Annotated in this window: 9 protein-coding genes and 1 other RNA gene; 1 reads left to right on the forward strand and 9 read right to left on the reverse strand. The window is 61.0% G+C overall.

Features of this window, described 5'->3' with window-relative positions; genetic code table 11:
• Nucleotides 1-163: 163 nt before the first annotated feature.
• From rny to HQL56_05400, 9 genes are all read right to left on the reverse strand, one after another.
• A complete protein-coding gene (gene rny / locus HQL56_05360; protein MBF0308937.1) occupies nt 164-1723 on the reverse strand; it encodes a ribonuclease Y in 1560 nt (519 codons plus the stop codon).
• A 71-nt stretch (nt 1724-1794) separates the two neighbouring features.
• A complete protein-coding gene (locus HQL56_05365) occupies nt 1795-2397 on the reverse strand; it encodes a 5-formyltetrahydrofolate cyclo-ligase (protein ID MBF0308938.1) in 603 nt (200 codons plus the stop codon).
• Nucleotides 2398-2403: 6 nt separating this feature from the next.
• Nucleotides 2404-2580, reverse strand: a non-coding RNA gene (gene ssrS / locus HQL56_05370) — 6S RNA.
• Between the two features lie 4 nt (nt 2581-2584).
• Nucleotides 2585-2869, reverse strand: coding sequence for a cell division protein ZapA (locus HQL56_05375; protein MBF0308939.1), 285 nt, complete (start codon nt 2867-2869; stop codon nt 2585-2587).
• 22 nt (nt 2870-2891) lie between these two features.
• Nucleotides 2892-3287 carry a cell division protein ZapB gene (zapB, locus tag HQL56_05380; protein ID MBF0308940.1) on the reverse strand — a complete coding sequence of 132 codons (396 nt, stop codon included), beginning with the start codon at nt 3285-3287 and terminating at the stop codon, nt 2892-2894.
• Between the two features lie 157 nt (nt 3288-3444).
• Nucleotides 3445-4884, reverse strand: a complete 1440-nt coding sequence (locus HQL56_05385) for a glutamate synthase subunit beta (protein ID MBF0308941.1) — start codon at nt 4882-4884, stop codon at nt 3445-3447.
• Nucleotides 4877-9421: a glutamate synthase large subunit gene (gene gltB / locus HQL56_05390; GenBank protein MBF0308942.1), complete on the reverse strand. Its 4545-nt coding sequence runs from the start codon at nt 9419-9421 to the stop codon at nt 4877-4879. The genes HQL56_05385 and gltB overlap by 8 nt, the downstream gene beginning before the upstream one ends.
• A 180-nt stretch (nt 9422-9601) precedes the next feature.
• Nucleotides 9602-10390: an SPOR domain-containing protein gene (locus tag HQL56_05395; GenBank protein ID MBF0308943.1), complete on the reverse strand. Its 789-nt coding sequence runs from the start codon at nt 10388-10390 to the stop codon at nt 9602-9604.
• Nucleotides 10391-10449: 59 nt separating this feature from the next.
• Nucleotides 10450-12162 carry an arginine--tRNA ligase gene (locus HQL56_05400; GenBank protein MBF0308944.1) on the reverse strand — a complete coding sequence of 571 codons (1713 nt, stop codon included), beginning with the start codon at nt 12160-12162 and terminating at the stop codon, nt 10450-10452.
• 299 nt (nt 12163-12461) lie between these two features.
• Between HQL56_05400 and HQL56_05405 the strand changes: the two genes are divergently transcribed.
• A complete protein-coding gene (locus tag HQL56_05405; GenBank protein ID MBF0308945.1) occupies nt 12462-13472 on the forward strand; it encodes a hypothetical protein in 1011 nt (336 codons plus the stop codon).
• Nucleotides 13473-13532 lie beyond the last annotated feature (60 nt).

The raw sequence follows: 13532 nt of genomic DNA on the forward strand, positions 1-13532 counted from the left end.
CCGTCTTGCGCCTTGCCAGGAACCAAAATCTGGCAAATGTCAACACGCCCTAGCACCGGTTTACAACAATCAAAGGCCCTTGACTCTCAGTATATCTTTTAGAATGGGAAGATTGCCCTGGAACCCGTCGGAGGGGGGGATAATCCCCCCGTGTGCCGAAACATCAGTGGGCAATTTCGGTGGCCCGCATCTCCCGGATCACCGTCACCTTGATCTGCCCCGGATAGGTCATTTCATTTTCCACTTTTTGGGCGATATCCCGGGCAATCATCAAAGCACCTTCGTCGCTGACCCGATCAAACTCCACGAAGACCCGCAACTCCCGGCCCGCCTGTACGGCGTAAGCCTTCTCCACCCCGCCGAACTCTCCGGCGATCTTTTCCAGATCTTCCAACCGTTTGACGTATGTCTGCAGATTCTCCCGCCGCGCACCGGGACGCGCCGCCGACAGGGCATCCGCCGCATTGGTCAACGGACCGTAAACCGAGGTAGGCTCAATGTCGAAATGGTGTGACCAGATGGAATTGATCACGATGGGATCTTCCTTGTACTTCTTGGCCAGCTCACCGCCGATGACGGCGTGGGAACCCTGAACTTCGTGATCGACCGCCTTGCCGATGTCGTGCAGCAGGCCGCAACGTCTGGCCAGATTGCCGTCAAGCCCCAACTCCTCCGCCATGATGCCGGCGAAGTACCCCACTTCGATGGAATGGGCCAGAACGTTCTGGGTGTAGGATGTCCGAAACTTGAGGGTGCCGACCAGTTTGACGATCTCGGGATTGGCCCCCTGCAGACCGAGTTCGAGGAAAGCCTGCTCGCCGGCCTCCCGAATTTCGTTGGCCACCACCTTGCGATTCTTTTTGACGACCTCTTCGATGCGCGCCGGGTGAATTCGCCCGTCGCCGACCAACTCCTCCAGGGATCGGCGAGCCACCTCCCGTCGTACCGGATTGAACCCGGAGATGACCACGGCCTCCGGCGTATCGTCGATGATCAGATCACACCCGGTGGCGGTCTCCAGCGCCCGGATATTGCGCCCTTCGCGCCCGATGATGCGCCCTTTCATCTCCTCGGTGGGCAGGGGCACAACCGACACCGTTCGCTCCGAAACCGTCTCCCCCGCGAAACGCTGAATTGCGGTGGTGATGATCTCCTGTGCCTTCTTGTTGGCCTGATTGCGGGTCTCTTCTTCCATACGCTTCAGCACACGGGCGGATTCGATGCGAGCCTGTTCCTCAATGGCCTGACGCAACTCGCTACGGGCATCCTCCATCGACATGCCTGCCACCGTTTCCAGTCGCTTCTGGGCTTCGGACAGTAACTGACGGCGACGCTCTTCGCCCTCCTCGATCTTTTTGAACTCTCCCTGCAACCGCTGATTCTGGCTCTCCAGGTTGCGTTCCTTCTGATCGATCTGGTCGAACTTGCGCTCCAGCTGCTCTTCTTTCTTCTCCAGGCGTCGCTGCTGACCAAGCAGCTCCTTTTTTTGTTCCTGGTACTGATTTTCCAGCTCTTCCTTCAGCCCCAAACGTTCTTTCTGCGCTTCGAGATGGGCTTCCCGTTTGATAACCTCGGCCTCCTGGCGGCCTTTTTCCAACACCTCACGGGCTTCTTTCTCCCGAATTTCCCGATGCAGAGCCCACTGCTGTCGCTGCAGGAGATAATAGCCGGCGGGAATGGCCAATCCCACCAGAACACCAAAAATTAACCACAAAACGTTCATGGATAATTACCTTCTATCACCCCATCCGGCGCTTACGCCGGAGCTAATGCCGATTGCCGGTCGCGTTAACTTCAGGAGGTACGCATCCCGGAGAAAAGGCGGACACCGGATTCCGTCACCACCCCATCCAATGGAATATCGTGGGACTCGACGGGAAGCTCGTCCACCTGCTGGCAATTATAGGCCAGCCCAAGCAGAAAAGGTCGCGATTCCACCTTTTCCAGGAAGCGGTCATAGTAACCGCCTCCGAACCCCAACCGATACCCCGTCGCCGCAAACCCCAGCAGGGGAAGCAACAACAGGTCCAGACCCGGAACAGCCCTGACGGGCGAAACCGACCCGTCCTGCAGCGGCTGCATGATGCCGAACGGTCCCCTTTCCAGCGGAAAGCCCGGTCGATAAGGCACAAATGACAGCCTGCGGTTACCGTGTTCAAGCCACGGCAGGAAGAGATTTTTTCCCTCTGATACCGCCAAGGGAAAGAGCGGACGGGGGTCGACCTCCTTTGCAATGGGGAGGTAGGCACCCAGAGTGCCGGCGGCAAGGAAGGCTGGATGAAGAGAGAGGAACGTACAGATGGCGTGGCTTTTGTTTTCCACCTCGGTTGCCGACAGGCTGTTGCGCCGGTCTTTCAACCGTATGCGCAACACTTCTTTGCCTGTCTCAACCTTCACCTCGGTGGAACCCCCGCGAGTGCCGTGGGATGAATGCCCTCTGAACCCCAATAAAAAGGTGGATCCCTGAAATAACCGCATCTGGCCTCCTGGAAGGAGGCACTCCACGGTCAGCGCAAGGTTCCTGGGCTCATAGGTATCGGCTCAGGAGGATGATTCTCCTCACGAGCACCGCAGGGAACCGTTTCTACTCGTCAATCAACCGATCCGTCGCCACGATCAACCGGTTAACCTGCTGGTTGAAGGCCTCTTCCTTGGCATTGACCTTCAACTTGAACTGAAAGAAATCGTCCGTTATCTGCAGAGCTGCCATGATGGCCAGGCGATCACTTGCGGGTGTGTTGGTAGCCCGCATGATCCGCTCCATCACCTTGTCTACATATGCGGCCAGCTCCTTGACATATTCCTGCCCGGTTTCCGCACGCAAGCGAAATGCCTGACCATTGATCTTGACTTCAACGTGCTTCGACATGGCCAGTCACCGCAACCACCGTTCAGGTGTTGCCATCCAGCCCATCGAAACGCACGAGCAACTTTTCGATGCGGGCGATGGTCCGGACTTTCTCTTCGTTCATGATTTCCAACTGAAGCCGGAGCTCTTCCAACTCCCCCTCAAGCTGGAACATTCTCTCTTCGTCTTCCTGCACCCGTCTTTGGAGTTCGCTCTTCTCGCTACGCAAATTGTAGATCGTATCCGCCAGGGCACCCCAGCGATTTTCCAAGGTATTCAGCAGCCCGGCGCTGTCCGCCGCAGCCTCGGAGGCTACCGGCGACGCGGCCGTATTGGCAGCTTCGAGATTGTTCGCCTCACCGGCCAGAAAACTGGCGGGCGCGGTGGTCTCGACAGCTTCCTGTTCCACATATTGACTTTCCATAGCACGATATTCCATTGGCCGATCCCTCGTTATGCCAAGTTTGCCAGCCACCGGCGGTACGGACCCCACTCCGGGTATCCGCCCCGGCGATCCTCGGACAGACTGCTTCTGAACCCTTGTATTGCAGGATAGGAGAGCTCTCTCGACCTGTCAAGGAATCCCTTCCCGTTCCTTACGGAAGAATGCTCTCCCCGCCCCGCAGCCAGGCGTCCACCCCGCGCGCGGCGTTGCGCCCGCTGCCGATGGCCTTCAGCACCAGGGATTGACCCGTGGCCATGTCCCCCGCGGCGAATACCCCCGGAAGACTGCTCATGCCGTTCGGGTCGATCTTCACGTTGCCCCGGGCATCCAACTCCACCCCCAGGCCCTGCAGCAACCCCTGATGCACGGGATGCAGGAATCCCATGGCCAACAGCACCACGTCGGCCTCGAAATCGCGCTCGCCGCCCGCCACCTCGGACATCACCGGACGACCTCCCATCTCCTCCTGCTTCCAACGCACCTCAATACAGTCGAGGCCTTTTACATTGCCGTGATCATCCGATACGAAACGTTTGGTCAGAATGCTCCAGACCCGCTCGCATCCCTCTTCATGGGAGGTCGAGGTGCGCATCATGTGGGGCCACATGGGCCAGGGGGTATCCGGCGAACGCTCCTTCGGGGGTTTGGGCAGCAGTTCCAACTGGGTCACGCTGGTCGCTCCCTGACGCACCGAAACACCGACACAGTCGGCGCCCGTGTCACCACCGCCGATCACCACCACCTTTTTGCCTTCCACCGAAATCGGCTCCGCGATGGCCAAGCCCGCCAGGAGACGGTTTTGCTGGGCCAAAAAGGTCATGGCCTGGTGAATCCCCTTCAACTCCCGGCCCGGAATCGGCAGATCGCGCGCGGCCTCCGATCCCCCGGTGAGAACCACGGCCTCGAAATCGCGCCGCAGCGTCTCCACGGAGAGGTCAACCCCCACATTCACGCCACAGCGAATCGTCAGCCCTTCCGCCTCCATCTGGCCCAGGCGACGATCGATCACCCACTTTTCCAGCTTGAAATCGGGAATGCCGAAGCGCAGCAGGCCGCCGGCCCGCTCGTTCTTTTCGAACAGCACCACGTCGTGCCCGGCCCGCACCAGTTGCTGCGCCGCCGCCATGCCGGCCGGTCCCGAACCGACGACCGCAACTTTTTTCCCCGTCTTCGACAAAGGCGGCAGAGGCCGTACCAGATCCCGTTTGAAACCTTCCTCGATGATGTTCTTCTCGATCAGACGAATGGTCACCGGTTCCCGGTTGATGCCCACCACGCAGGAGGCTTCACAGGGAGCCGGGCAGACCCGTCCGGTGAATTCCGGAAAGTTGTTGGTGCGATGCAGCGTCTCCAGCGCCTCTTCCCAACGTCCGCGAAACACCCAGTCGTTCCACTGGGGAATGATGTTGTTCAAGGAGCAACCGTTATGACAGAAGGGTATGCCGCAGTCCATGCAGCGGGCCGCCTGCTGACGGAGCCTCTCCTGGCCGAAGGGCTGGTAGAGTTCGTCCCAGTCCCGAACCCTCTCCGCCACCGGGCGCAGGGGCGGGCTCTCCCTCTCGTAATCCATGAATCCGGTCGTCTTACCCATTGGCCACTCTCCCCCGCGTCTTCAACTGGGCCAGAACGCGCTTGTATTCCAGAGGCATCACCTTGACGAATTTTGGTAGTGTGGATTCCCAGTTATCCAGAATCCTCCCCGCCAGACGGCTCTGGGTATGGACATGATGCTTTTCCAACAGGGTGTGCAGCATGGACTGATCTTCGGCGCCCAACTCCCGATCCAGCTCCACCATGGCCATGTTGCACAACGAGGGGAAGCGGTCCCCTTCGTCCAGGACGTAGGCGATGCCACCGCTCATGCCGGCGGCGAAGTTGCGACCCGTGGGCCCCAGAACAACCACCACGCCACCGGTCATGTATTCGCAGCCGTGATCGCCCAGCCCCTCCACCACGGCGACCGCGCCGGAATTGCGCACCGCGAAGCGTTCACCGCCGACCCCGGCGAAGAAGGCCTCCCCTCCCGTGGCGCCGTACAACACGGTATTGCCGATGATGATGTTCTCCTCCGCCACGAAGCTGGCCTTGGGATGGGGCCGTATCACGATGCGCCCCCCGGACATCCCTTTGCCGACATAGTCGTTGGCCGCGCCCCGCAGGAAGAGGGAGACCCCGTTGACGTTGAACGCGCCGAAACTCTGTCCGGCCACGCCTTCGAACATGCACTTGATGGTATCGTCGGGCAGACCGTTGGCCCCGAAACGGCGGGAGATCTCCCCACCCAGCATGGCCCCGACGGTGCGGTTGGTGTTGTGGATCGGCAGATGGATCTCCAGGGACTCCCGGGTTTCGAAGGCCATCTCCGCCAAATCCATCAGTTTGTGGTCCAGCACCTTGTCGATGCCGTGGTCCTGCACCTGCACGCAGCGGGTGGCGATGCGGGAGGGCACGTCGGGTTTCTGCAGGATCTTGGAGAAATCCAGTCCCCGGGCCTTCCAGTGATCCACGGCGGTATGCATATCCAGGCAATCCACCCGTCCGATCATCTCGTCGATGGAGCGGAAACCCATCTCCGCCATCAACTCCCGGGCGTGGTTGGCCACGAAGTAGAAGAAGTTGACCACATGCTGCGGTTTGCCGGTGAACTTGCGGCGCAGTTCGGCATCCTGGGTGGCGATGCCGACGGGGCAGGTGCCCAGGTGGCATTTGCGCATCATGATGCAGCCTTCGACCACCAGCGCCGTGGTGGCGAAACCGAACTCCTCCGCCCCCAGCAAAGCCGCGATGACCACATCCCGACCGGAACGCAACTGGCCGTCCACCTGGAGGCGCACCCGGCCCCGCAGATCGTTGAGGACCAGGGTCTGCTGGGACTCGGCCAGTCCAAGCTCCCAGGGGGAGCCCGCGTTCTTGATGGAGCTGACGGGGCTGGCGCCGGTGCCTCCGTCGTGACCGGAGATCAGCACCATGTCCGCATGGGCCTTGGCCACCCCGGCGGCGATGGTGCCGACACCCACTTCGGAGACCAGTTTCACCGAAACCCGCGCCCTTGGATTGACGTTTTTCAGATCGAAGATCAACTGCGCCAGATCCTCGATGCTGTAGATGTCGTGGTGGGGCGGCGGGCTGATCAGGGTGACGCCGGGGGTGGTATTCCGGGTTTTGGCGATGACCTCGTCCACCTTGTAGCCGGGCAACTGCCCCCCCTCGCCGGGTTTGGCCCCCTGAGCGATTTTGATCTGCATCTCTTCCGAGTTGGCCAGATAGTGGCTGGTCACACCGAATCGGCCCGAAGCCACCTGTTTGACGGCGCTGCGAGGGAAATCCCCGTTGGGACGGGGCTTGAAGCGCTCGGGATCCTCACCGCCCTCACCGGTATTGGACATGCCGCCCAGGCGGTTCATGGCGATGGCCAGGGTTTCGTGGGCCTCCTTGGAGATGGAGCCGAAGGACATGGCTCCGGTCACGAAGCGCTTGACGATTTTGGAGGCCGGTTCCACCTCATCCAGCGGAATGGGCTGCCCGGCCTTTTTCAGCACGAAGAGGCCACGCAAGGTGCAGAGATGACGCTCCTGTTCGTCGGAGTAGCGGGCGAACTCCTTGAAGAGGTTGTAATCGTTGGTGCGGGCCGCCAGTTGCAGTTTGGACAGGCTCTCCGGGGTCCACAGGTGGCGATGGGCCCCGTGGCGGAATTTGTATTCCCCCCCCACCTCCAGGTTGTCGAGGGAGATGACGTTGCCGGCGAAGGCCTTGCGATGGCGCAGGAGAGTCTCCTGGGCCACCATTTCCACGCCGATGCCCTCCACCCGGGAGACCGTACCGGTGAAATAGCGATCCACCAGTTGCCGGTTGAGTCCCACCGCTTCGAAGATCTGCGCCCCGCAATAGCTTTGCAGGGTGGAGATGCCCATCTTCGAAAAGACCTTCAGCAGGCCCTTGTCCAGGGCCTTGATGTATTTGGCCTGAGCCTTTTCCCGGGTGATACCCTCTTCCAGCAACCCCTTGTCCACCAGTTCGGCAATACTCTCGAAGGCCAGATAGGGATTGATGGCCGAGGCGCCATAGCCGACCAGCAGGGCGCAGTGGGCCACTTCGCGAGGTTCGCCGGTCTCCAGGATCAGGCTGACCTTGCCCCGCAGTCCGGTGCGAATCAGGTGATGATGCACCCCCGAGACGGCCAGAAGAGCGGGCAGCGGCACCTTATCGGCGCTGGCCCCGCGATCGGAGAGGATGACCAGGTTGACCCCCTCCTGAATGCCTTCCACCACCTGATTGAACAGATTGCGCAGAGCCTTTTCCAGGCCGTTGCCCAGGTCGCCGCCGGGAAGGGGGAAGAGCAGGGAGAAGGTTCTGGCCCGCAGTCCGTGCCGGTTGGCCCCACGGATCCGCGCCAGTTCCTGGTCGGTCAGAATGGGTTGGGCCAGCCGGATGCGATGCACATGTTGAGGCGTCTCCTCCAGCAGGTTTCCGGTAGGTCCGAGTTGCAGCCCCAGGCTCATCACCAGTTCTTCGCGGATCGGATCGATCGGCGGGTTGGTCACCTGGGCGAAAAGCTGCTTGAAGTAGTTGTAGAGCAGATGGGGCCGCTCCGACAGGATGGCCAGGGCGGCGTCGTTGCCCATGGAGCCGATGGGCTCCTCCCCATTCTGGGCCATGGGGGCCAGAATGACGCTCAGATCCTCCTCGCTGTAGCCGAACACCTTTTGACGGGCTCGCAGGGAGAGGGTCTCCGGAGTGCCGGACTCCGCCTCGGGCAGGCTCTCCAGACCGATCAAACCTTCCTGCACCCAGCGACGGAAGGGCTGACGCCCCACGATCTCCCGTTTGATTTCGGCATCGTCGATGATGCGCCCCTCCTGGAGATCGATGACGAACATGCGTCCCGGCTGCAACCGCCCGTTGCACTCGATGCGGTCCGGCGGAAAGGCGATGGTTCCGGCTTCGGAGGCCATGACGCACAGACCGTCCTTGGTGATCACGTAGCGGGCGGGGCGCAGGCCGTTGCGGTCCAGGGTGGCCCCGATGTAACGCCCGTCGGTGAAGGCCACCGCCGCCGGTCCGTCCCAGGGCTCCATCATCGAGGCGTGGTATTCGTAAAAGGCCCGCCGGTCTTCATCCATCTGGCGATGGTTTTCCCAGGCCTCCGGAATCATCATCATCATGGCGTGGGGCAGGGAGCGCCCGGAGAGTACCAGGAACTCCAGGGCCCGGTCGAAGGAGGCCGAATCGGAAAGCCCCTCCTGCACGATGGGAAAGAGCTTTTTGATATCCTCGTCGTAAAGGGGCGAAGAGAGAGCGGCTTCCCGGGCCTTCATCCAGTTGATGTTGCCCCGCAGGGTATTGATCTCCCCGTTGTGGCAGATCATGCGGAAGGGATGGGCCAGGTTCCAGGTCGGGAAGGTATTGGTGGAGTAGCGTTGATGCACCATGGAAAAGGCGCTGCACAAATCCGGGTCGCACAGATCCGGATAATAGGCCGAGAGCTGTTCCGCCAGGAACATGCCCTTGTAGACCACGGTCCGGCTGGAGAGGCTCGGAATGTGGAACGATTTCAGCTCCTCGCCCGAGTAGCCCATGATGCCGTTCTCGATGCGGCGCCGGATGATGAAGAGACGGCGCTCGAACCAGTTGGCATCCGCATCGGCGGGACGATTGCGTTCGCCGATGAAAATCTGCCGCACGATGGGTTCGGAGGCTTTGGCGGTGTAGCCGATACGGGCATTCGGGCGGATGGGAACCTCCCGCCAGCCCAGGAAGGCCATGCCCTCCTCCACCACCATCTGCTCGACCATGCGCTGGCAGGAGATCCGCAGGGACTCCTCCTTGGGCAGGAAGATCATGCCCATGCCGTATTCGCCGGCGGGAGGCAGTTCGATTCCCAGTCGTCGGCACTCGCGACGCAGGAAGGCATCCGGAAGCTGCATGAGAATCCCCGCCCCGTCGCCGGTGAGGGGATCGGCTCCCACCGCGCCACGGTGGGTCAGGTTCTCCAGAACCTTGAGGCCCATTTCGACGATGGCATGGGAAGCCTCTCCGTTGATACGGGCGACGAAACCCACGCCACAGGCGTCGTGTTCCAGATGGGGATGGTAGAGTCCGGTCGGATCGGGCAAACCATGGCGAGCCATCGATTCATTACCTTCTCGAAAAAGGAAGTGCCTGCGGGTTTGAGGAGGGCGTCAGCCGACTGGAGGCCGCGCCCTGACCGGCAACCCTTTTTGCCTGGGCAAATGAGCGATACTTATTAGACAATCCGCGTCCGGTGTCAACCGGTGGATTGAAGGATCAGACCGGGGAAGGAAGGATTTTTATCCGGCGGAGGCCGACATGATGCGCGGATTGATGCTGGCCTTGCTGTTGCGGGACATGGCCTGGCGGGCCGCATCCCGTGTGGGGAAGGGTCCGATGCGTACCGAATAGAGTTCTGCCTGGTTGCCGGACTGACGGGAAATCTGGGCGGCGGTGCCCTCTCCCTGAAGTTTGCTGACCAGTTTTGCGGCTTCGGCAAATCCCGGAAAGGCGCCGACCTGCACGAAATAGGGCCCGTGATCGCCAATCGCTTCGCCGGGGGCTTTGCCCGCCAGAATGGCCCCCGGTTTGGCCGCTGCTCCGTTGACCGCCGGTTTGGCGGGGGCGGATTTGGTTTGTCCGGGCATTTCAGCCGGCAGGACGACCCGCTGTTCCGCCAGCTTTTCGTAGAAGGTCAGGGTCAGGGGGGCTTTGGGTTCCCCGTCGACGGGAGTCCCGCCGTTTGCCTGGACGGGATCGTTTTTGGCGGTATTGGATTTGTGACCTTTGCGCCCCTTCTCCTTGCCGGAGCCGGCCTCCTTGGGGGCGACCGGTTCCTGCTGAGAAACGGACTCCTTGTGGGAAACCCCTTTGCGGCGAGAATTCGTCTCCTTGACGGGCGACTCATGGGATCCGGGGGCCGGGTGCCCGGTGAGGTGGGATTTATCCACCGCCACGGGATGGGACACCGTCTCGACTTCGGCGGTCAAATTCTTGGCGACCGTGTCAACCTTGGAGGCCGGATTGTGGGCGAAGTGCCATATCCCCCAGGCGGAAAGGGAGATGACGACCGCCCAGGAGAGGGTCATGCCCAATCCGGAGGCCTGCTGAGGGTTGCGTCGACGTGTGGAGGTAGGAAAACGCGGAGTCACATTCGTTCCGTGGGCTGTACGCCCATCCATGTCAGTCCGTTGGAAAGTACCTGTTGCACGGCTTCCGCCAGCAACAGCCTCGCGTTACGCAGCCCCTCGTCCTCCAGCAAAATCCGGTTGCCGTTATAGTAGGTATGAAAGGCTGCAGCCAACTCTTGCAGGAAAAAGGCCAATCGGTGGGGTTCGTAAAAAAGCGCCGCCGCCTCGATCACCTCGGGAAAGCGTTCCAGCAGGCGAATGACCTGCATCTCCCCCGGCTCCACCAGTAAACGGAAGTCTCCGGGGCCCCGAACCAGCCCCTTTTCCGCCATCTGCCGGTGTATGGCCCGGATGCGGGCATAGGCGTACTGCACATAAAATACCGGGTTGTCGTGGGTGTTGGATTTGGCCAGTTCCAAGTCAAATTCCAACGATGCGTTGGAAGAACGTGTCAAAAACCAGAACCGCACCGCATCGGCCCCCACCTCCTCCACCACTTCCTTCAGGGTGACGAAGTTGCCCGCCCGTTTGGACATGCGCACCGGCACCCCGCCTCGGGTCAGGTTGACCATCTGCACCAGGCGGACTTCCAGAATCTCCTTGAGTCCCGTCAACGCTTCGAGGGCGGCCTGTACCCGTTTGATGTAGCCGCCGTGGTCCGCGCCCCAGATGTCGATCAGCCGGTGGAAACCGCGTTGCGCCTTGTGATGATGATAGGCGATGTCCGCGGCGAAGTAGGTGTAACTGCCGTCGGATTTCTTCAGAGGCCGGTCCACCTCATCCCCGAAGGCGGTGGAGCGAAACAGGGTCTGGGGACGCGCTTCCCAATCCTCGTCGGGTTTTTTGCCCTTGGGCGGTTCCAGCACCCCTTCGTAGATGAAGCCCCGCCCCGAAAGGGTGGCGATGGCCGCGTCGATGGCTCCGCCGTCGTGCAATTCGTGTTCGAAGAACCAGTGGTCGAAGCGAATGTCGAGCAGTGCCAGATCCTCCCGGATCCAGGCCAACACCTCTTCCACCGCAAAACGACGCAATTCCGCAGGGGGAGCCCCTTCCCTCCCCTGACGCGCCACGGCAAGCCACTTGTCTCCGTGCCGCTCTTTCAGAACCCGGGCCAGGTCGATGACGTACTCTCCCGGATAACAATCGGGCGGCAGTTCGATCTCATCCCCGAAGAGTTGGCGATACCGTGCCAGTAACGACCAGCTCAAGACATCGACCTGCACACCGGCGTCGTTGACGTAATACTCCCGCTCGACCTGGTAACCGGCCGCCGCGAGAATTCGCGCCAGCACATCCCCGGTGACCGCGCCACGACCGTGCCCGACGTGCATGGGCCCTGTCGGATTGGCGGAGACGAATTCCACCTGCACCCGCTGTCCCGCTCCCATGCGGCTTTTGCCGTATTCCGGGCCGGCGGCCACGATTTCGTTCACCACGTTGCGCAAGCGGTCCGGATGGATGAAAAAGTTGAGAAATCCCGGACCCGCCACTTCCCATCGGACCACCGGACCATCCGCCGGCAGGGCCGCCCCCAGGCGCTGGGCCAGATCACGGGGCTTCATGCCCGCCTGTTTGGACAATACCATGGCCGCGTTGGTGGCGAAGTCGCCGAACCCCTCCTCCTTGGGTCGTTCCACCTTGAACGGGAGGGCGACCTCCGGGGGGAACACCCCTTCGGCACGCAAGGTTTCCAAGGCCTGGGCAACACATTCGGAAAGGGCTTGACGCATGGCAAGACGAACCTCGCTTGATGAAAGGGACCGCAAAAGGTGGCTGGAGTGTATCCCCCGAACCGGTTGCTGACAACGGACGCCGCAGGAACCGTTGCGAGAGCCGAAACCCGGTCCTGCGCATCTCCGCCCCGCCGGCAATAGCCCGACAACGCACGGCTTTCCTGTCGTATTCGGGCAACCTGTCGTGGTAGAATAACTCCGTTTATGAAGCGATCCACCTGAAACAATCCTTATTTCATACCACCAACAGCTTGATTCGCAACAGCATTGTTCAGCTGAAAGAAGGAGGACTCGCCATGCATATACTCCACCCTACCTGCGCCGTTCTGGCGCTGGCGTTGATATCGGTCACGACGGTACAGGCCGGTCAGTCCGACATCGATTTCGCCATTCAGGGACCAGCCTTCCTTCCCGGCAAAGCCGACCCGACCCTGGTTTCACCGCAATGGGTCAAGAAGGGCATAACCTATCCGGAAGGGGGTGGCAAACCCGACCTGCGCATCGAGATGGATCAGAACCTCTATGACGCCTTGACGCCCATTGTGGAAAGCTATGGCCGGGACAATCACCTTGAGATACGCATCAACAAGGGCACCTGCGGTACCAGCTCCGGGCCCCTTTCCAAAAAAGAGTCGGATATGGCGGGTTTCTGCTGTCCCCCCGCGCCTTACGACCGCCTGCCCGGCATCGTGTTCCACACCGTCGGCATCGTGCCCACGGTCTTCATCACCCATCCCGACAACCCGGTGACAAACATCACCTTCGGGGAAGTGCAGAAGATCTTCACCGGAGAGATCCGGGAATGGCAGGAGCTATCGGATGCCAAAGCCGCCGGTCGCAAAGGCACCATCCGTCCCGTGGCGCGCCTGCACTGCGAAACCCGGCCCGGCCATTGGCGGGACATTCTGGATAACAAGAACCTCTTCCTGCAACAAACCCACTTCGTCAGCTCCATTCCCGACATGGTCGATGCCGTGGCGGCCAATCCGGACGCCTTCGGCTGGGTCTCCCGCTGGGTGGTGGAAAACCCGGCCAACAAGGGACGCATCAAGTGGTTGAAACTCGACGGGGTCGATGCCGACGACGCTAAATCCGTTGCCGCCGGCAAATATATCTACTACAAGGTCATGAACATGACTACATGGGAAGGCGCTGCGGCCAATGCCAAGGCCGACCGGCTCATCGAACACCTCCTGACCCGGTTCGACCCCGCCAAACACGCCTCGTTCATCGTCCACGCCAACGTGTTGCGGCAAAACGGCTGGATGTTTGAAGGGAATGAACTGATCGGCAAGCCCAAACACTAACTTTTGACTGGCGCCAAGGCCCGGACAGATCCCATTGCCGGGTCTTGGCACCATCGAGCA

This window comes from Magnetococcales bacterium, from assembly GCA_015231925.1.
Classification (GTDB): domain Bacteria; phylum Pseudomonadota; class Magnetococcia; order Magnetococcales; family JADGAQ01; genus JADGAQ01.